This window comes from Pseudomonas sp. FW305-25 (assembly GCF_017351415.1).
GTDB classification, from domain to species: Bacteria; Pseudomonadota; Gammaproteobacteria; order Pseudomonadales; family Pseudomonadaceae; genus Aquipseudomonas; species Aquipseudomonas chlororaphis.
Genome location: NZ_JACNDE010000064.1, coordinates 1 through 18484 on the forward strand (window position 1 = coordinate 1; position 18484 = coordinate 18484).

Genomic DNA, 18484 nt, shown 5'->3' on the forward strand with positions numbered 1-18484 from the left:
CGCGAAGCGCTCAAGGCTGTCTCTGCATAGAGATTGTTGTCTCTTTATTGAGACTCTTCGATCCCCAGCGCCGCCATCTTCTTGTACAGGGTCGAGCGCCCCAGCCCCAGGCGCGCCGCTGCTTGCCCCACCTTGCCGCCACAGTGCGCCAGGGCCGACTCGATCACCTGGCGGTCGAAACGCTCGCGCGCGGCGGCGAAGGTTTCGTCGGGCTGCACTTCGGCGGCCTGGGGGCTGGCCGCGCGCGGCACCGGGCTGAAGGTACCGATGGCCGCGCGCAGGTCGTCGGCGTTGAGCATCAGGTCGTCGCTGAGCAGGGCGGCGCGTTCCAGGACGTTGCGCAGCTCGCGGATATTGCCCGGCCAGGCATGCTGACCGAGCAGGGCCAGGGCGTCGGGGGTCAGTTCGTGCTGGCTGCGCAGTTCTTCGAGGATGGCTTCGCTGAGGGCCGGCAGGTCGTCCAGGCGCTCGCGCAGCGGCGGCACCTGGATCGGCAGCACATTGAGGCGGTAATACAGGTCGGCGCGGAATTCGCCGCGCTTGATCGCCGCTTCCAGGTCGGTGGAGGTGGCGGCGATCACCCGCACGTCGCTCTGGATCACCTCGTTGGAGCCCACCGGCTCGAACTCTTTCTCTTGCAGCACCCGCAGCAGCTTGCTTTGCAGCGGCAGGGGCATGTCGCCGATCTCGTCGAGAAACAGCGTGCCGCCCTGGGCGATCTGCAGCTTGCCGGCGCGGCCCTTGCGGTCGGCGCCGGTGAAGGCGCCGGGGGCGGTGCCGAAGAACTCGGCCTCCAGCAAGGCCTCGGGAATCGCCGCGCTGTTGATGCTGACGAAGGCCTTGTGCGCCCGTGGCGACGCGGCGTGGATGGCCTGGGCCAGCAACTCCTTGCCGGTGCCGGTCTCGCCTTGCAGCAGCACCGGCGAGTCGGCGCTGGCACTGCGCCGGGCGCGGCGTTTGACTTCCAGGCTGGCGGCGCTGGTGCCGATAAAGTGGGCGAAGTTGTATTTGGCCTGCCGCGCCCGTAGCAGCGAGCGCGTGGAAGCAAGCTCTTCCTGCATGCTCAGGTAGCGCTTGAGCATCGGCGACAGGCTGCGCAGCTCGTCGAACAGGGCAAAGCCGATGGCGCCGATCACCGCCCCGGCGTCGTCGTGGATCGGCAGGCGCATCACCACCAGCGGGTCCTTGGGGGTGTCCTGCATGTCCAGCAGGATCGGCCGCCCGGTGCGCACCACTTCGCGCAACAGGCTGCCGGGGATCACGCTTTCGCAGGCCTTGCCGATGGCGAACGCCGCCGACTCCAGGCCGAAGCGCCGGGCGTAGCGCTCGTTCATCCAGACGATGTTGGCGTCGCGGTCGACGATCACCGTGCCCTCGCTGGATTGCTCGATGATCTCGAACAGCGAACGGATCGCCAGTTGGCGGACCCGCTGGTAATCCTTGAGACTTTCGGTGTCGTTCATGGGGGAGGTCCTGAAGGGAGCGCGGCGCCGATTATGCCGGGAATCTTCACAGCGACGCGACCATCAGGGTTGCCGCTATCCCTGTAGCCGCTGCCGCAGGCTGCGATAAGACCCGCAGGGGCTTCCGGCGGCCTCCAGACCCTGCGCCCGCTTCGCGGTCGATCGCAGGCTTCGCCAGCGGCTACAGAGTGGTGCTTCTGTAGAAGTGAGGCTTGCCCGCGATGGGTTCGGCGCGGTGGGCCTGCAATACCGCGGTGCTTGCATCGCGAGCAAGCTCGCTCCTACAGGGGAATGCGGGTTCAGGCGGGGTGGGCGGCGGCCAGCAGTTCCTGGGTGTAGGGGTGTTGCGGCGCGTCGAACACTTCGTGACTGGGACCGCGTTCGACCACCTTGCCGTCCTTGATCACGATCATGTCGTGGGCCAGGGCGCGCACTACCGCCAGGTCGTGGCTGATAAACAGGTAGGTCAGGCCATGCCGCTCCTGGAGCTGACGCAACAGCGCCACCACCTGTTTCTGCACGGTGCGGTCGAGGGCCGAGGTCGGTTCGTCCAGCAAAATCAGCGCCGGCTTGAGCACCAGGGCCCGGGCAATGGCGATGCGCTGGCGCTGGCCACCGGAGAACTCGTGGGGGTAGCGGTGGCGGCTGGCCGGGTCCAGGCCGACTTCTTCCAGCACCTGGATCACCTGCTGCTCGCACTGCTGGGCGGTGGACTGGCTGTGCACTTCCAGCCCTTCGCTGATGATCTGCGCCACCGACATCCGCGGGCTGAGGCTGCCGAACGGGTCCTGGAACACCACCTGCATCTGCTTGCGCCACGGCCGCAGCTGCTTCTGGTTGAGGCCGTCGAGGGCCTCGCCCTGGAAGCGGATGCTGCCTTCGGAATCCAGCAGGCGCAGGATCGCCTGGCCGAGGGTCGACTTGCCGGAGCCGGACTCGCCGACGATGCCGAGGGTCTTGCCCCGTTGCAGGCTCAGGCTGATACCGTCCACCGCCCGCAGGTATTGCTTGCGGCGGAACAGCCCGCCGCCGATCTGGAACTGCACATTGAGGTCGTCCACCTGCAACACCACTTCGCGCTCGTCCCGGGGCAGGGCTTCGCCTTCCGGCTCGGCATTGAGCAGCACGCGGCTGTAGGGGTGTTGGGGCGCGGTGAACAGGGTTTCGCACGGCGCCTGCTCGACAATCTGCCCGGCCTTCATCACACAGACGCGCTGGGCGATGCTGCGCACCAGGTTGAGGTCGTGGCTGATCAGCAGCAGCGACATGCCCAGGCGCTGTTGCAGGGATTTGAGCAGCAGCAGGATCTTGCGCTGCACCGTCACGTCGAGGGCGGTGGTCGGTTCGTCGGCGATCAGCAGTTCCGGCTCGCAGGCCAGGGCCATGGCGATCATCACCCGCTGGCGCTGGCCGCCGGAGAGCTGGTGCGGGTAGGCCTTGAGCCGCTCCTCGGGTTTCTGGATGCCCACCAGGCGCAGCAGCTCGAGGATCCGCGCCTGGGCCGCCTTGCCGCCCAGGCCCTTGTGCAGCAGCAGGGTTTCGCCGATCTGCTTTTCGATGCTGTGCAGCGGGTTCAGCGAGGTCATCGGCTCCTGGAAGATCATGGCGATGCGGTCGCCGCGCAGCTTCTGCAAGGTCCGCGCATCGGCGCCGAGCAACTCCTGGCCACGGTAGCGGATGCTGCCGCTGCTCTGGGTGTCGCAGTCGGGCAGCAGTTGCAGGATCGAATGGGCGGTCACCGACTTGCCCGACCCCGACTCGCCGACCAGAGCCAGGCACTCGCCGGGGCGGATATCCAGGCACAGGTCGCGCACCACTTTCTGACCGTTGAAGGCGACATTGAGGTCGCGGATTTCGATCAGGTTGTCAGTCATTTAACAGTCCGCTTGATTCAGGAGCGTGGGTCAAAGGCATCGCGCAACGCCTCGCCGATAAACACCAGCAGCGAGAGGATCAGCGCCAGGGTGAAAAACGCCGTCAGGCCCAGCCAGGGCGCTTGCAGGTTCTGCTTGCCCTGGCCGATCAGCTCGCCCAGGGAGGCGCTGCCGGCCGGCATGCCGAAGCCGAGGAAGTCCAGGGCGGTGAGGGTGGAAATCGCCCCGGTGAGAATGAACGGCAGGTAGCTCAGGGTGGCGTTCATCGCATTGGGCAGGATGTGCCGCACGATCACCTTACGGTCGTTGAGGCCCAGGGCCCGGGCGGCCTTGACGTATTCCAGGTTGCGCCCGCGCAGGAACTCGGCGCGCACCACGTCCACCAGGGCCAGCCAGGAGAACAGCGCCATGATCCCCAGTAGCCACCAGAAGTTCGGCTCGACGAAACCGGAAAGGATGATCAGCAGGTACAGCACCGGCAGCCCCGACCAGACCTCCAGCAGGCGCTGGCCCAGCAGGTCGACCCAGCCGCCGTAATAGCCCTGCAGGGCGCCGGCGGCGATGCCGATCAGGGCGCTGATAAAGGTCAGGGCCAGGGCGAACAGGATCGACACCCGGGCGCCGTAGATCACCCGGGCCAGCACGTCACGGGCCTGGTCGTCGGTGCCCAGCCAGTTGACCGCGGTCGGCGGGCTTGGGGCCGGGCGGCTGAGGTCGTAGTTGGGTGTGTCTTCGCTGAACGGGATCGGCGGGAACAGCAGCCAGCCGCCGTCCTGGCGGATCAGCTGCTGCACGTAGTCGCTGCGGTAGTCGGCCTGGAACGGCAACTGCCCGCCGAACTCCTGCTCGGTGTAGCGCTTGAACACCGGGAAATACAGCGAGCCCTGGTAACTGACCACCAGCGGTTTGTCGTTGGCGATCAGCTCACCGCCGAGGGTGAGGATGAACAGGCCGATAAACAGCCACAGCGACCACCAGCCACGGCGGTTTTTCTTGAAGCGCTCGAAGCGCCGGCGCGCCAGCGGGGAGAGCTTGAGCATCAGGCGTTCCTCGCGGCGAAGTCGATACGCGGGTCGACCAGGGTGTAGCAGAGGTCGCCGATGAGTTTTATCAGCAGGCCGAACAGGGTGAAGATGAACAGCGAGCCGAACACCACCGGATAGTCCCGCGATACCGCGGCCTCGTAGCTCATGCGGCCGAGGCCGTCGAGGGAGAAGATCACTTCGATCAGCAAGGAGCCGGCGAAGAACACGCTGATAAAGGCCTGTGGAATGCCCGAGACCACCAGCAGCATGGCGTTGCGGAACACATGGCCGTAGAGCACCCGGCGCTCGCTCAGGCCCTTGGCCCGGGCGGTGACCACGTACTGGCGGGTGATCTCGTTGAGGAACGAGTTCTTGGTGAGGATGGTCAGGGTGGCGAAACCGCCGATCACCAGGGAGGTCACCGGCAGCACCAGGTGCCAGAAGTAGTCGACGACCTTGCCCAGGGTGCTCAGTTGCTCGAAGTTCTCCGAGACCAGCCCGCGCACCGGGAACCAGTTCAGCGAGGTGCCGCCGGCAAAGACCACGATCAGGAACATGGCGAACAGGAAGGCCGGCATGGCGTAGCCGATGATGATCGCGGTGCTGCTCCAGATATCGAAATGGCTGCCGTGGTGCACCGCCTTGCGAATCCCCAGGGGGATCGACACCAGGTAGGTGATCAGCGTCGCCCAGAGCCCGAGGGAAATGGTCACCGGCATTTTCTGCAGGATCAGCTCGGTGACTGTGGCACCACGGAAGAAGCTCTTGCCGAAGTCCAGCTGCGCGTAGCTCTTGAGCATCAGCCACAGGCGTTCGTGGGCCGGCTTGTCGAAACCGTACTGTTTCTCGATGTCCTTGATCAGCTGCGGGTCGAGGCCGCGGCTGGCCCGCGAGTTGCCGCTGACGCCGTCGCTCGAACCGCCGAGGTTGCCGCCACCGCCTATGCCTTGCAGGCGGGCTATGGCCTGTTCCACCGGACCGCCGGGGGCGGCCTGGACGATGGCGAAGTTGACCAGCAGGATGATCAGCAGGGTCGGGATGATCAGCAGCAGGCGCCGCAGGATATACGCCAGCATCAGTGCGGTCCTCCGGGCTTGCCGCGCTGGACGCGCTCGGCAGCCATTTGCTCGTTGGTCAGGGGCGTGCGGCTCATTTCCCACCAGCTTTCGATGGCTTCGTCATTGCTGGCGGGAATGGCCGGCATGCCGAAGCGGTTCCACCACACGGTGGAGGTGCCCGGCGGGTAGTAGTTGGGGATCCAGTAGTAATTCCATTGCAGCACCCGGTCCAGGGCGTGGGCGTAACTCAGCATCTGTGGCTGGCTGGTGGCCTTGACCAGGCCGCTGATCAGGCTGTCCACCGCCGGGTTCTTCAGCACCATCAGGTTGCTGGAACCAGGGTCGTTGGCCGCCGCCGAGCCGAAGTAGTTGTACAGCTCCAGCCCCGGCGAGGTGGTCACCGGGTAGCCGGTGACGATCATGTCGTAGTCGCGGGCCATCAGCCGGTTGACGTACTGCGAAGCATCGATGCGGCGGATCTCCAGGGTGATGCCGATCTGCGCCAGGTTGCGCTTGTAGGGCAGCAGCAGGCGTTCGATGCCGTTCTGGCTGTTGAGGAAGGTGAAGCGCAGCGGCTCGCCGTCGGCGTTGACCAGCTGGTCGCCGTCGGGTTTCCAACCGGCCGCTTCGAGCAGGGCCAGGGCTTGCAGCTGTTTATCGCGGATCAGGCCGCTACCGTCGGTTTTCGGCGCTTCGAAGACCTGGGTGAAGACTTCGTCGGGAACCTGCCCGCGCAGTGGTTCGAGGATCTTCAGTTCTTCGGCATCCGGCAGCGCCCGCGCGGCCAGGGCGCTGTTGGAGAAGAAGCTCTGCTGGCGGATGTACAGGTCGCGCATCATCTGCCGGTTGCTCCACTCGAAGTCCCAGAGCATGGCCAGGGCCTGGCGTACGCGGCGATCCTGGAACATCGGCTTTTGCAGGTTGAACACGAAGCCCTGGGCCGGTTGTGGCGCCTCCTTGGCCAGGTGGGCCTTTTGCAGGCGGCCGTCGCTCAGGGCCGGGCTGTCGTAACCGATGGAGAAGCCGGTGGCGGAGAACTCGCGGTTGTAGTCGTAGGCGCCGCCGCGCAGTACCTGGCGGGCGACGTCGGTGTCGCCGAAGTACTCGATGCTGAAGCGGTCGAAGTTGTACAGGCCGCGGCTGACCGGCAGGTCCTTGCCCCACCAGTCGGCATCGCGGGTGAAGGTGATGCTGTTGCCGTTATCGACCTTGCTCACCTTGTACGGGCCGCTGCCCAGGGGCGCTTCGTAGCCACCGCCGCCAGCGAAGTCGCGACTCTTCCACCAGTGCTCGGGCAGTACCGGCAGGGTCGCGATATCCAGGGGCAGGGTGCGGTTTTCGTTGCTCTTGAAGTCGAAGCGGATCACCCGCGGCGACTCGACTTCGACGTCCTTGACGTCGGCGAACTGGGTGCGATAACGCAGGCTGCCCTGGGTCATCAGCAGGTTGTAGGTGTAGCGCACGTCTTCGGCGGTGATCGGCTGGCCGTCGGCGAAGCGCGCCTTGGGGTTGAGGTAGAAACGCAGCCACAGGCCGTCGTCGGCGCGCTCCATCTTTTGTGCCACCAGGCCGTACACGGTGTAGGGCTCATCCAGAGAACGCTGGGCCAGGGGCGAGTAGATATAGCCGTCGAGTTGCGAGACGCCGATGCCTTTGTCGATGTAGGGCAACACATGGTCGAAGCGGCCGATCTCGATGGCCGAGCGGCGCATGCTCCCGCCCTTGGGCGCCCGTGGGTTGGTGTAGGCGAAGTGGCTGAAGCCGGCGGGGTACTTGGCCGGTTCGCCATAGACGGTCAAGGCGTGTTGCGGTGCGGCATCGGCACTCGCGGTGCCCAGCAGCAGGGCCAGGGCGGTGAAGAGCAGGGAGGGGAAAAGCAGTCGCATTGTCAGCCTTAAGAGCCGGGTGATCGATGATCACGATTTGTACGCTACCGGCGCGCTGCTGACCAGCGCGGGCCGTAGCCCAAACACAACGGCCCACCAAAGGGCGGGCCGTCGTTCACGCAAATCGCGACAGGATCAGTCCTGGCGGCTGGTCACTTCCAGCAGGTGATAACCGAACTGGGTTTTCACCGGGCCTTGCACAACGTTGACCGGGGCGCTGAACACCACGGTGTCGAATTCCTTGACCATCTGGCCTGGGCCGAACGAGCCGAGGTTGCCGCCGTCACGGCTGGATGGGCAAGTGGAGTTCTTCTTGGCGACTTCGGCGAAGTCGGCGCCGGCTTCGATTTCGGCTTTCAGTTCGTTGCACTTGGCTTCGCTGGCAACGAGGATGTGACGGGCAGTGGCTTTGGCCATGGGGAGTTGCTCCTTTCAAGAAAGTGGTGAGCCTACCGGATTGTGTAGCCTATTTCTCGTCAAAGTTCCGTCAAGGCATTGCAGCAAGGGATGGTCGGTCGATGGCATTTATTCTGTAGGAGCGAGGCTTGCCCGCGATAACGATGACGCGGTGTACCTGACTTGCCGTGTCGCCTGTATCGCGGGCAAGCCTCGCTCCTACGGGGGCGGGATCAGGCGGAAGCCGGAATGGCTTGCCGGCTGTTGCGCAGTTGCCGGGCGGCATTGCGCAGCAGCTGCTCGGTGGCGTCCCAGCCCAGGCAACCGTCCGTCACCGAAACCCCGTAGCGCAGCGTCGGGCTCAGGGGTTGGCAACCCTCGAACAGATGGCTCTCCAGCATCACCCCGACCAGGGACGAGTCGCCCTGCAGGCGCTGCTCCAGGACTTCGTCGAACACCGCCGGCTGGCGAAGCGGGTCCTTGCCGCTGTTGGCATGGCTGCAATCGACCATGATCCGCGCCGGGATCTTCAGCTTCTGCAGGTCGTGCTGGACCTGGGCCACGCTCTGGCGATCGTAGTTCGGGCCGCGATGGCCGCCACGCAGCACCAGGTGAGTGTCGGGGTTGCCCGGGGTCTGGATCACCGCCGGATGGCCCTGGCTGTCGACGCCGAAGTGGCGGTGCGGGTGCGCTGCCGAGCGCATGGCGTCGCAGGCGATGCCGACGCCGCCGTCGGTGCCGTTCTTGAAGCCCACGGGCATGCCCAGGCCGCTGGCCATTTCCCGGTGGATCTGCGATTCGGTGGTGCGCGCGCCAATGGCGACCCAGCTCAGCAGGTCGTCGAAGTAGCCGGCGGCCATGGGTTGCAGCAGCTCGGTGGCGATCGGCAGGCCCAGGCGGAGGATTTCGCGCATCAGTTCACGGGACAGGGTCAGGCCGCCGGCCATGTCGTCACTGCCATCCAGGCGCGGGTCGTAGGCCAGGCCTTTCCAGCCGACGGTGGTGCGCGGTTTTTCGACGTAGGCACGCATTACCAGCAGCAGGTCGTCGCTGACCTCGGCGGCCAGGCTGGCCAGGTTGCTGGCGTATTCCAGGGCGGACTGGGGATCGTGGATCGAGCAGGGGCCGACGACGACCAGCAAACGGGAGTCTTCACCGTTGAGGATGGCGCGCACCGCCTGGCGATGGGCGGCGACTTGCTGGCCGAGGGCCGGGCTGAGCGGCAGTTGCTGCTTGAGCTCCAGCGAACTGGGCAGGCGCTGGCTCAGGGTTTCGTTGGCGCAGTTGCGGGTGGACAGCGGCAGAGCGGAGACGGACGAGTTCATGTTCAAGGCTTCCTGGGCAGGCGGCGGGTAGTGTCCCGCGCGCGGCCCTACTGGGGTGTTCGACAATTGGCCGGATTGGCTGTGCAGGTGTGTTTGCCACCAGTAGGTGACCGATCGGAGGCGGCAGGCTGTCCCGAACGGAGGCTGCTAAATCGCCAGGTGGTGCAAGTGTCGTAACGGTAATAGGTGGCGTAGTTCATGGTTTCAATCCTCGGTAAGTTCGGTGTGTCGCTGAAAGTCGTGGTTAAAAAATCGTTGGCCCAGAAAAACAAAACCCCCGGTCGGGAGGCCGACCGGGGGTGAGATTTTCTCTGGTAGGCGACCCGTTCAAGTGGGCGCCGTTTGGGTATCAGGCGCGCCAGTGGCTAAACCAATACCCAAAATAAAAGCTCACGGTCGCGCAGGCGTTTTTCACCCAGGCAGCCGCACCGACGCGCGAGGCGCTGGCAGTGTGACGATGCATGGAAAGGGTGAGGGACGACATGCTGTTTCTCCGTGAAGTGGGCCGAGCTTACTAGAGGCCGGGGTGGCGGTTCAATCAGAAATTCCTATTACCTGGCCAGTAAGTGCCTATGAGTGAAGCGTTTTGAAGTTTTATGACACACTCGCCACGCCCTCATTTGTGCTCATTCAGGACGAATCATGACCTCCCTGACCCTTGCCGCCGCCCAATCGATTTCCGTTGCCGGAGACCTGCCGGGCAATATCGCCCGGCACCAGGCCTTTATCCGCACCGCGGCGGAGCAGGGCGTGCAATTGCTGGTGTTTCCCGAGCTGTCCCTGACCGGTTACGAGCCCACGCTGGCGGCCGAGCTGGCGGTCTTGCCCCGGAGCCTATTGTTGCAACCGTTGCGCGACCTGGCCCGGGAGCTGGGGGTGACGGCGGTGGTGGGCATGCCCATTCGCCTGTCGGCCGAGGGTCCGTTGTTGATCGGTGCCCTGGTGCTGGCGGCCGATGGTTCGTTGGCGGTCTATAGCAAGCAGCATTTGCATGCCGGCGAGGAGTTGGTGTTCAGCCCAGGCACGGGGGGCGCGAACCTGAGGTGCGCCGAGGACCGGGTGGCCCTGGCGGTGTGCGCCGATTTCTCCCAGGCCAGCCATGCGCGTGCGGCGGCGCAGTCCGGCGCCGGCATCTATGCCGCCGGCGTGCTGATCAGCGAAAACGGCTACGCCGCGGACAGTACCTTGTTGCAGGGCTACGCGGTGGAGCACGCAATGCTGGTGCTGATGGCCAACCACGGCGGACCGACCGGCGGCTGGGTGTCGGCGGGCCGCAGCGCGATCTGGGGGCCGGATGGCGCTCTGGTCGTGGCCGCCGCAGGCTGTGGCGACGAGTTGCTGATCGCCCGGCGCGACGCCGGTCGCTGGAGTGGTCAACAAGTGACGGTCGAAGCGCCTTGAACGGTTTCCAACTGCGTCCGGCCAGCACCCCGGAGGATCTGCTGTTCGCCCGCGACCTGACCCGCAGCACCATGCTGGGCTATTACATCCGTCACGACCTGTTGTGGCTGGACGAAGCCTTCGATGTGGCCTGGGCCGGGCGGGAGAACCTGCTGATCTGCCAGGGCGCCGAGGTGCTGGGGTTCGTCAGCCTGAGTCGCGATTCCAGGGCCTTGTATATTCGCGAGTTGCATGTGCTCGAGGCGTTTCGCGGGCAAGGTGCCGGGGCCTGGACCATCGAACAGGTGTTGGCGATGGCGCGTGGTGAGCGGCGTGGGCTGCTGCGGCTGACGGTGTTCAAGGACAACCCGGCGCAGGCGCTCTATGGGCGTATGGGGTTGAAGGTGGTCGGGGAAGACGAGTGCTTTCTACGGATGGAGCGAAGCAGCGCCGCGGATGCGTAGCCGCTGGTTTTTGTGTGTCCCGAGCAGTGTGGCGACAGTCGAGGATCAGGCGGGTGTCTGATCGGGATCCTCCGGCTCGGCAAGGATGATGCCGTCTTTCATACCCAGCAATACGGCCACCTTGTGCGCCTCTCCGCGTCGCCCTTTCTTGCGGCCGGCCAATACCTGGTAGGTGGTGGCTGGGTCGACCCCGTGTTCACGGGCGAACTGTTGAACCGATTTACCTTGATGTTCAAGCCAGGCCTTGGCTTGTGCGGCAGTGCGGATACCGGGCATAGTTCAAAACCGTTCAAATTTGTTCAATGCTTGAAGGGTGTAACACCCCTAGGGGTGCATAAAAAAGGATCATACATCCAAATGAGTGGAATCGGTTCGCGGTTAAGACAGGAAAGGGAACGCCTGGGGTTGTCGCAGAAAAAATTTGGTGAAGTTGGCGGCGTGGAAGCCAATGCCCAAGGCAGATATGAAAGTGGAGACCGTGTGCCCAAGGCGGATTACTTGTCCCGGGTGGCGGCAAAAGGGGTCGATGTCCTTTATATAGTGACCGGCAGGCGGACCCCGACCAGGGCCGATAACCTCAGCCAGAGCGAAGAGAAAATCCTCGTCAGTTATCGGGCCTTGTACAAGGAAGATCAGGATGCGATCCGGCACCTGACCCATACCCTTGCCGAGCTTTCGGTTTCCAGCCTCATGAAAAGAAAAGCGGACGCCCGAGAGCCTTAGGGCAGGGCGTTCGCAGCGCATCAACCATCCACCGGATACCCCTGGTGAACAAGTGCTTTTTATATGGTGTTTGTCATTAGGTCAGCACGCTGCTTTTTTGCTAAGGTGTCCGGCAACCTATAAGACCAAATCGCGAGGTGTCTGCTTGATTAGGGTGCTAGTAGTCGATGACCATGATCTCGTTCGTACAGGTATTACACGAATGCTGGCTGACATCGATGGCCTGCAAGTGGTCGGTCAGGCCGAATCAGGGGAGGAGTCCCTGCTCAAGGCCCGGGAGTTGAAACCCGATGTGGTCCTCATGGACGTCAAGATGCCCGGGATCGGCGGTCTTGAAGCCACGCGCAAGTTATTGCGCAGTCACCCGGATATCAAAGTCGTGGCCGTCACCGTGTGTGAAGAAGATCCGTTCCCGACCCGCTTGCTGCAAGCCGGTGCGGCGGGTTACCTGACCAAGGGCGCGGGTCTCAACGAAATGGTGCAGGCCATCCGCCTGGTGTTTGCCGGCCAGCGTTACATCAGCCCGCAAATTGCCCAGCAATTGGTGTTCAAGTCATTCCAGCCGTCCAGTGATTCACCGTTCGACGCCTTGTCGGAGCGCGAGATCCAGATTGCGCTGATGATTGTCGGCTGCCAGAAAGTGCAGATCATCTCCGACAAGTTGTGCCTGTCTCCGAAAACCGTGAATACCTACCGTTACCGTATCTTCGAGAAGCTCTCGATCAGCAGTGATGTCGAACTGACGTTGCTGGCGGTTCGCCACGGCATGGTCGATGCCAGCGCCTGACAATGACCGACCCGTTTGATCCCAGTGCTTTTCTTTCCACCTGCAGTGGCCGTCCTGGCGTGTATCGCATGTTCGACAGCGATGCACGTCTGCTTTACGTCGGTAAAGCCAAGAACCTGAAGAGCCGCCTGGCCAGCTACTTTCGCAAGACCGGCCTGGCGCCGAAGACCGCTGCCCTGGTGGGGCGCATCGCGCAGATCGAAACCACCATCACCGCCAACGAAACCGAAGCCCTGCTGCTGGAGCAGACGCTGATCAAGGAGTGGCGGCCGCCGTACAACATCCTGTTGCGCGACGATAAGTCCTATCCCTATGTGTTTCTGTCGGACGGCGAGTTTCCGCGTTTCAGCATCCATCGCGGGGCGAAGAAGCAGAAGGGCAAGTACTTCGGCCCGTACCCCAGCGCCGGGGCGATTCGCGAGAGCCTGAGCCTGCTGCAAAAGACCTTCATGGTCCGCCAGTGCGAGGACAGCTACTACAAGAACCGCACCCGGCCGTGCCTGCAATATCAGATCAAGCGCTGCAAGGCGCCGTGCGTCGGCCTGGTGGGGGCCGAGGTGTATGCCGAGGATGTGCGCCACTCGGTGATGTTCCTCGAAGGCCGCAGCAATGCCCTGACCGATGAACTGTCGGCGGGCATGGAGCAGGCAGCCAGCACCCTGGACTTCGAGAAGGCCGCCGAGCTGCGCGACCAGATTTCCCTGCTGCGGCGGGTGCAGGACCAGCAGAGCATGGAAGGCGGCAGCGGCGACGTCGATGTGGTGGCGGCTTTCGTCAACCCGGGCGGTGCCTGCGTGCACCTGATCAGCGTGCGTGGCGGCCGGGTGCTGGGCAGCAAGAACTTCTTTCCCCAGGTGGGTATCGAGGAAGAGGTGGCCGAGGTCATGTCGGCCTTCCTTGGCCAGTACTTTCTCAGCAGCCCGGAGCGCGACCTGCCCAGCGAGCTGATCGTCAACGTGGTCCATGAAGATTTCCCGACCCTGATCACCGCGATCCAGGCCTTGCGCGGCCGTGAGCTGAGCATCAGCCACCGGGTGCGCGGCACGCGGGCGCGCTGGCAGCAACTGGCGGTGACCAACGCCGAGCAGGCCCTGAGCGCGCGGCTGGCCAATCGGCAGCATGTGACCGCACGTTTCGAAGCCCTGGCCGAAGTGCTGAACCTGGACGAGCCGCCGCAACGCCTGGAGTGTTACGACATCAGTCACTCCAGCGGCGAGGCGACCGTGGCGTCCTGCGTGGTATTTGGCCCGGAAGGTCCGCTGAAGTCCGATTACCGGCGCTACAACATCGAAGGCGTCACCGCCGGCGACGACTATGCGGCGATGCACCAGGCTCTGACCCGGCGCTTCAGCAAACTCAAGGACGGTGAGGGCAAGCTGCCGGACATCCTGTTGGTGGACGGCGGCAAGGGCCAGCTGTCCATGGCCCGCGACGTACTCAACGAGCTGGCGGTGCCCGACCTGATCCTCTTGGGGGTGGCCAAGGGCGCGACGCGCAAGGCCGGCTTCGAGACCCTCTACCTCAACGATGCGGCCCATGAGTTCACCCTCAAGGGCGATTCACCGGCGCTGCACCTGATCCAGCAGATCCGCGACGAGGCTCACCGTTTCGCCATCACTGGCCACCGCGCGCGTCGCGGCAAGACCCGCCGCACTTCGACCCTCGAAGGCGTGGCCGGCGTCGGCCCCAAGCGCCGCCGCGACCTGCTGAAACACTTTGGCGGATTGCAGGAACTGTCTCGCGCCAGCATCGAGGAGATCGCCAAGGCGCCGGGGATCAGTAAAAAGCTGGCTGAACTGATTTATGCGAACTTGCATAGCGAGTAGGGGAGAGCTCAGGGCCTGAAAGGGTCAGGCTGACCGGGGCACTGTTTCAGGCGGGCAATAACATCAGGGTCTGTTTTAGTGATGTCGATCTTAGCGCTCCCATCAAGGTAAATGCCCATTGTTCTCCACCGTTTGGCGCGATGTAGATGCACCGGGCCGGGGTCGTATCGGCCCACCAATCGGGGGGAAATGTGCCCTGCATCATAGGTTGTCTCACCCGGTATCAAGTCTCTTAGGGTTTTTGATGACGCGCCAAGTGTCTGATCCAATTTGCCCTACACCAGCACCGTCCAATAAGACACTCTCAGAAAGCCCACCTGGAGTGGGCCCAAAGACAACACCGCCGAAGGTGTCACCCGACCCGGTGATGATTTTCCCGCCGTGGCTGGTCGGGCTGCCCAGGTGAGCCATGGGACGACCATTCAGTTGCTCTTTCGAGGCGCTCAAAGTCTTGGAACAGTGTTAGACACGCTGTGCGAGAAGCCCGTAGAATGGCCGTGCCTACCTCATCTGCTGTCTTTTTCGAGTAGATTGCCAACTCACCTCGTAGCCAGTTGTGCCGATGAATATCCCTAATCTGATCACCGTTCTACGCGTTCTGCTCATCCCGATCTTCATTTTGCTGTTTTACCTGCCTTACTCCTGGAGCTACATGGCTGCCAGTTCCGTCTTCGCGTTCGCCGCGGCCACCGACTGGCTCGATGGTTACCTGGCGCGCCGCCTGGAGCAAAGCACACCGTTCGGGGCCTTCCTCGACCCGGTGGCCGACAAGTTGATGGTGGCCGTGGCCCTGGTGCTGCTGGTGCAAGAGCACGGCAACCTGTGGCTGACCCTGCCGGCGGCGGTAATCATCGGACGCGAAATCGTCGTTTCCGCCCTCCGCGAGTGGATGGCCGAACTGGGTGCCCGCGCCCAGGTGGCGGTGTCCAACATGGGCAAATGGAAAACCGCCGCGCAGATGCTGGCGCTGGTGATCCTGCTGGCCAACCCACCGGCCTTCACCTTCTGGGTGCTGCTGGGTTATGCCTTGCTGCTGATCGCGGGAGGCCTGACCCTGTGGTCCATGCTGCAGTACCTGCGCGCCGCCTGGCCGCATCTGAAGACCGATGTGGAAAAGAAATAAAACTTTTTTGAATCAAGGGGTTGACGCAGTTTCGAATTTCTATAGAATGCACACCACCAAGACGCGGGAATAGCTCAGTTGGTAGAGCACGACCTTGCCAAGGTCGGGGTCGCGAGTTCGAGTCTCGTTTCCCGCTCCAAATATTGCGCTACAGAGTTCCATTGAATTCTGTAAGTGATTGAAATCAGGGCCTTTAGGCCCTTTTTTCGTTCCAGCGGGAACCACTGAAATCCAGCTCCATCCAGTGCTTTTAAGTCCCGATTTAAGTCCCGAATGAGGATCTTGGATTTGGATGTGCACTGAATCGGTTTTTTGCTGGAGCAGCTTGGATAGCGAGACGAGCATCTGGCCCTGACTCTGTTCAGGAGCTCGCTATGGCACTCTCGGATACGACCGTTCGGCAAGCCCGAATCACCGGTAATGACTACACGATGGGCGACACGGATGGGCTTGCGCTCAACGTGACGGCTCGCGGCGGAAAAATCTGGCGTTTCAGGTACTACTGGGCGGGCGTGCAGAAGCGCATGTCTCTCGGTAGTTATCCGCAAATCAGCCTCAAAGAAGCCCGTGCTCGACGTGATGAGGCGCGCGCCTTGGTCGCCCAAGGCATCAATCCCTATGAGCACCGTAAGCAACAGCGTCGTGCTGTTCGTTTTGCGGCAGAGCACACCTTTGAGGCTGTGTTCAATCAGTGGGTGGAGTTCCGTAGGCTGAGCCTGAAGGAAGGACGCCAGAGCACGCTCTCGCAAATCTTGAGAATCTTTAATAAAGATGTTCTGCCCATACTGGGTGGACGGTCTATCTACGATATCAATCGTCACGATCTGCTGGATTTGCTGAGCAGGATCGAACAGCGTAAGGCCTTAACAACCGCCGAAAAATGCCGGACCTGGTTCAACCAATTGTTCCGCTATGCGCTGGTGAAAATCGAGGGGCTGGAACACAATCCGGCTTCAGACCTCGATGTTGTCGCACTCCCCAAACCTCCGGTGTCACACAATCCGTTTCTTCGTATGGACGAGCTGCCTGAGTTGATGACTGCTCTCCGAAACTATGGTGGAGCGAACCAAACACGCCTTGGCCTTCGATTGTTGTTGCTGACCGGTGTCCGCACGGGTGAGCTACGCTTGGCGACACCCGATCAGTTCGATCTGAAGCAGCGGTTATGGATCATACCGGCGGAGGTGGTGAAGCAACTCCAGTTAGCTATGCGGAAGCCAGGCAAGCAGGTCCTCAATATACCGCCCTACATCGTCCCGCTCTCGGTTCAGGCGCTTGAAATAGTGCGTCACTTGTTGGACCAGGTTCTCCCTGCGCAACGATATTTGTTCGCGCATCGAAGTGACCTAAGCAAGCGCATAAGCGAGAACACCCTGAATGGAGCGCTACGCCGGATGGGATATGCCGATCAACTCACAGGTCATGGGATGAGGGCTACGATCTCGACGGCGCTTAACGAGATTGGCTACCCTAAGGTATGGGTAGACGCGCAGCTTTCTCATGCTGATCCAGACAAGGTGAGCGCGGCTTACAACCATGCGGAATATGTCGAGCAGCGTCGGACCATGATGCAGGATTGGGCAAATAGATTGGACCTTTGGGGGCAGGGTAAACCGAAAGCAGCAAGCTCTCCGTTGACTATTCGTTTAGAGGGCGCAGCTTCACTGCCCTTGCTGCAAAACGCGAACGCAAATGCTGTTCTGTATAGCCGCTTTCCACCGGCGACTGCCTCATCGACGATGCTGCTCAGTAGCGAGAAAGTCCCCATTAGGTCCAATCAATCGTCTGTTGTACCCGCTCCAATACGGACTGAAAAAGCTCACAACTCTCACGTGTCTGACATCCAGCGCGAGCGCGCCGAGATGCTAGCAACGTTTGAGGCCTCGAGTAGCTTGCCACTGCTTGTCTTCGCCAGGCTGGCAGGAAAATCCCGCGATCAGATCAATCGCGATATCAAAGCTAGACGTCTTCTATCCCTGAGCTTGGGAAATCGTGGTCAACGTATTCCCGATTGGCAGCTCGACCCATTGCGGCACAAGTTGGTTCTCTCGGTGCTGATGCAGTCACCGGATGCGGATGCATGGAGACTTTATGGCGCTCTTTGTAAGCCTCAGGAGCGACTAAAAGGTCGTTCGCCAATCGATGTGCTCACTCTGGAGAATTTTGACGTAACTGCACAGATCGTTTGCAGTGTTCTGGGCTCAAGTTGAAGTGCTGTCTTCGAGTGGTGGCAATGATGTCGTCGCTCGCTGAATGCATCAGGCGCGAGCTGCTTCTGGATATGTGAAATTCACAAGTCACCTGAAATGTTGAGATGGATTGGGAAGGGGCTTCTACTGCGCCAAATGACACCATTTGGCAATACCTTGCCCCCACATTCTCTTGTCAGCTCTCCATCCCTCTCATTTGGGGGCTGCGTCTTGGGTATGGTGGGTAACCCGGCCTCGTGCCGGCCATTTTCAATGACTTGGCTGAACACTCACTAGTTCAACAACCGCACCATCCACTCTGAAAACATTGATCTTGTCTGGTCTATTAGTGGTTGTTAGTAGGCGGCGTTGGTTTCATCCAGCCATCGTGATTGATTTATTTGCTCGCCGAGTCATTGGGGGGCATTTTCCTTTGGTCCATGACGCCAACCTTGTTAGCAAGGTGCTACGTATGGCGACGCGGACAATGCTGGGACAATGCACCAACGGAGCTATTTCCCGGCACATTGAAGTCAGAATGGGCCCCTCGCAGCGGCTATGACCCGAACGAGGTACAAACCAACATGGTGCGCTTCTTCATGTACTACAACCGGACCAGGCTTCATTGCTATAAAAACTACCTGTCGCCAGTAACCATGGAACAAGAGTCTGCATAAAAACCGTAACCGATGTTCGGAGCTATTAGGCCCGTACAGGCTTGCTCGTGAAGAGACCTACCACTGTATAACCTCCCACTTTTTACGTTTTATTTATACCCTGTCACACCCTTCGATCTCGCACCTTTACGGCCACTCTACGGACAATATACTCCGAACGCGGCAATACGCCGTAATAGGGGGAATTTCCATGAGTACTCTGGATGGGGTCTCACTGCTATTGGCAGTGGGACTGTTCATTTATTTGATGATTGCGCTGTTGCGCGCGGACCGGAACTAGGAGCGGCA

The 18484-nt window shown here is 61.9% G+C and carries 18 protein-coding genes and 1 tRNA gene; 10 read left to right on the plus strand and 9 right to left on the minus strand.

Annotation, left to right across the window (positions count from 1 at the left end):
* Positions 1 to 44 precede the first annotated feature (44 nt).
* From J4E58_RS31155 to J4E58_RS32085, 8 genes are all read right to left on the minus strand, one after another.
* Complete coding sequence (locus J4E58_RS31155; protein WP_087092733.1) at positions 45 to 1463, minus strand: sigma-54-dependent Fis family transcriptional regulator; 1419 nt, start codon at positions 1461 to 1463, stop codon at positions 45 to 47.
* Positions 1464 to 1762: 299 nt separating this feature from the next.
* Positions 1763 to 3337, minus strand: a complete 1575-nt coding sequence (locus J4E58_RS31160) for an ABC transporter ATP-binding protein (RefSeq protein ID WP_085534345.1) — start codon at positions 3335 to 3337, stop codon at positions 1763 to 1765.
* A 17-nt stretch (positions 3338 to 3354) separates the two neighbouring features.
* Positions 3355 to 4377, minus strand: a complete 1023-nt coding sequence (locus J4E58_RS31165) for an ABC transporter permease (RefSeq protein ID WP_062822787.1) — start codon at positions 4375 to 4377, stop codon at positions 3355 to 3357.
* Entirely contained in the window at positions 4377 to 5438 is a 1062-nt protein-coding gene (locus tag J4E58_RS31170) for a microcin C ABC transporter permease YejB (RefSeq protein WP_087092734.1), read from the minus strand. Before J4E58_RS31170 ends, J4E58_RS31165 begins: the two co-directional genes overlap by 1 nt.
* Entirely contained in the window at positions 5438 to 7306 is a 1869-nt protein-coding gene (locus J4E58_RS31175) for an extracellular solute-binding protein (RefSeq protein WP_087092735.1), read from the minus strand. The genes J4E58_RS31170 and J4E58_RS31175 overlap by 1 nt, the downstream gene beginning before the upstream one ends.
* Before the next feature lie 135 nt (positions 7307 to 7441).
* Entirely contained in the window at positions 7442 to 7723 is a 282-nt protein-coding gene (locus J4E58_RS31180) for a peptidylprolyl isomerase (RefSeq protein WP_007924449.1), read from the minus strand.
* Positions 7724 to 7935: 212 nt separating this feature from the next.
* A complete protein-coding gene (locus tag J4E58_RS31185; protein ID WP_087092736.1) occupies positions 7936 to 9027 on the minus strand; it encodes a 3-deoxy-7-phosphoheptulonate synthase in 1092 nt (363 codons plus the stop codon).
* 349 nt (positions 9028 to 9376) lie between these two features.
* Positions 9377 to 9511: a hypothetical protein gene (locus tag J4E58_RS32085; RefSeq protein ID WP_255313558.1), complete on the minus strand. Its 135-nt coding sequence runs from the start codon at positions 9509 to 9511 to the stop codon at positions 9377 to 9379.
* 158 nt (positions 9512 to 9669) lie between these two features.
* On the opposite strand from J4E58_RS32085, the gene J4E58_RS31190 reads away from it, so the two are divergent.
* A complete protein-coding gene (locus tag J4E58_RS31190) occupies positions 9670 to 10428 on the plus strand; it encodes a carbon-nitrogen hydrolase family protein (protein ID WP_087092737.1) in 759 nt (252 codons plus the stop codon).
* Positions 10425 to 10871, plus strand: coding sequence for a GNAT family N-acetyltransferase (locus J4E58_RS31195; protein ID WP_087092738.1), 447 nt, complete (start codon positions 10425 to 10427; stop codon positions 10869 to 10871). Before J4E58_RS31190 ends, J4E58_RS31195 begins: the two co-directional genes overlap by 4 nt.
* Before the next feature lie 45 nt (positions 10872 to 10916).
* Here the strand turns inward: J4E58_RS31195 and J4E58_RS31200 are convergent, their stop codons facing one another.
* Positions 10917 to 11147, minus strand: a complete 231-nt coding sequence (locus J4E58_RS31200) for a DNA-binding protein (RefSeq protein WP_087092739.1) — start codon at positions 11145 to 11147, stop codon at positions 10917 to 10919.
* Positions 11148 to 11228: 81 nt separating this feature from the next.
* Between J4E58_RS31200 and J4E58_RS31205 the strand changes: the two genes are divergently transcribed.
* The 8 genes from J4E58_RS31205 to kdpF all read left to right on the plus strand — a co-directional run bounded on the left by J4E58_RS31205 (position 11229) and on the right by kdpF (position 18476).
* Positions 11229 to 11594, plus strand: a complete 366-nt coding sequence (locus J4E58_RS31205) for a helix-turn-helix domain-containing protein (protein ID WP_007924437.1) — start codon at positions 11229 to 11231, stop codon at positions 11592 to 11594.
* Positions 11595 to 11739: 145 nt separating this feature from the next.
* Positions 11740 to 12381 carry a UvrY/SirA/GacA family response regulator transcription factor gene (uvrY, locus tag J4E58_RS31210; RefSeq protein ID WP_020295157.1) on the plus strand — a complete coding sequence of 214 codons (642 nt, stop codon included), beginning with the start codon at positions 11740 to 11742 and terminating at the stop codon, positions 12379 to 12381.
* A 2-nt stretch (positions 12382 to 12383) separates the two neighbouring features.
* Entirely contained in the window at positions 12384 to 14207 is a 1824-nt protein-coding gene (uvrC, locus tag J4E58_RS31215) for an excinuclease ABC subunit UvrC (RefSeq protein WP_087092740.1), read from the plus strand.
* Between the two features lie 562 nt (positions 14208 to 14769).
* The gene (gene pgsA, locus J4E58_RS31220; protein WP_007924430.1) at positions 14770 to 15330 is read left to right on the plus strand and encodes a CDP-diacylglycerol--glycerol-3-phosphate 3-phosphatidyltransferase; all 561 of its coding nucleotides are present in this window, start codon (positions 14770 to 14772) and stop codon (positions 15328 to 15330) included.
* Positions 15331 to 15393: 63 nt separating this feature from the next.
* Positions 15394 to 15469 (plus strand) — tRNA-Gly (locus J4E58_RS31225).
* A gap of 235 nt (positions 15470 to 15704) precedes the next feature.
* Positions 15705 to 17540 carry an integrase arm-type DNA-binding domain-containing protein gene (locus tag J4E58_RS31230; RefSeq protein ID WP_087092742.1) on the plus strand — a complete coding sequence of 612 codons (1836 nt, stop codon included), beginning with the start codon at positions 15705 to 15707 and terminating at the stop codon, positions 17538 to 17540.
* Positions 17541 to 17959: 419 nt separating this feature from the next.
* Positions 17960 to 18196: an integrase core domain-containing protein gene (locus J4E58_RS32385; RefSeq protein ID WP_368665826.1), complete on the plus strand. Its 237-nt coding sequence runs from the start codon at positions 17960 to 17962 to the stop codon at positions 18194 to 18196.
* Between the two features lie 190 nt (positions 18197 to 18386).
* Positions 18387 to 18476, plus strand: coding sequence for a K(+)-transporting ATPase subunit F (kdpF, locus tag J4E58_RS31240; RefSeq protein WP_087092744.1), 90 nt, complete (start codon positions 18387 to 18389; stop codon positions 18474 to 18476).
* Positions 18477 to 18484 lie beyond the last annotated feature (8 nt).

What these genes read in the sequence shown, in the direction of transcription:
- J4E58_RS31155 (WP_087092733.1), bottom strand. Translation starts at nt 1,463, where the DNA reads ATGAACGACACCGAAAGTCTCAAGGATTACCAGCGGGTCCGCCAACTG.
- J4E58_RS31160 (WP_085534345.1), bottom strand. Translation starts at nt 3,337, where the DNA reads ATGACTGACAACCTGATCGAAATCCGCGACCTCAATGTCGCCTTCAAC.
- J4E58_RS31165 (WP_062822787.1), bottom strand. Translation starts at nt 4,377, where the DNA reads ATGCTCAAGCTCTCCCCGCTGGCGCGCCGGCGCTTCGAGCGCTTCAAG.
- J4E58_RS31170 (WP_087092734.1), bottom strand. Translation starts at nt 5,438, where the DNA reads ATGCTGGCGTATATCCTGCGGCGCCTGCTGCTGATCATCCCGACCCTG.
- J4E58_RS31175 (WP_087092735.1), bottom strand. Translation starts at nt 7,306, where the DNA reads ATGCGACTGCTTTTCCCCTCCCTGCTCTTCACCGCCCTGGCCCTGCTG.
- J4E58_RS31180 (WP_007924449.1), bottom strand. Translation starts at nt 7,723, where the DNA reads ATGGCCAAAGCCACTGCCCGTCACATCCTCGTTGCCAGCGAAGCCAAG.
- J4E58_RS31185 (WP_087092736.1), bottom strand. Translation starts at nt 9,027, where the DNA reads ATGAACTCGTCCGTCTCCGCTCTGCCGCTGTCCACCCGCAACTGCGCC.
- J4E58_RS32085 (WP_255313558.1), bottom strand. Translation starts at nt 9,511, where the DNA reads ATGTCGTCCCTCACCCTTTCCATGCATCGTCACACTGCCAGCGCCTCG.
- J4E58_RS31190 (WP_087092737.1), top strand. Translation starts at nt 9,670, where the DNA reads ATGACCTCCCTGACCCTTGCCGCCGCCCAATCGATTTCCGTTGCCGGA.
- J4E58_RS31200 (WP_087092739.1), bottom strand. Translation starts at nt 11,147, where the DNA reads ATGCCCGGTATCCGCACTGCCGCACAAGCCAAGGCCTGGCTTGAACAT.
- J4E58_RS31205 (WP_007924437.1), top strand. Translation starts at nt 11,229, where the DNA reads ATGAGTGGAATCGGTTCGCGGTTAAGACAGGAAAGGGAACGCCTGGGG.
- uvrC (WP_087092740.1), top strand. Translation starts at nt 12,384, where the DNA reads ATGACCGACCCGTTTGATCCCAGTGCTTTTCTTTCCACCTGCAGTGGC.
- pgsA (WP_007924430.1), top strand. Translation starts at nt 14,770, where the DNA reads ATGAATATCCCTAATCTGATCACCGTTCTACGCGTTCTGCTCATCCCG.
- J4E58_RS31230 (WP_087092742.1), top strand. Translation starts at nt 15,705, where the DNA reads ATGGCACTCTCGGATACGACCGTTCGGCAAGCCCGAATCACCGGTAAT.
- J4E58_RS32385 (WP_368665826.1), top strand. Translation starts at nt 17,960, where the DNA reads ATGACGCCAACCTTGTTAGCAAGGTGCTACGTATGGCGACGCGGACAA.
- kdpF (WP_087092744.1), top strand. Translation starts at nt 18,387, where the DNA reads ATGAGTACTCTGGATGGGGTCTCACTGCTATTGGCAGTGGGACTGTTC.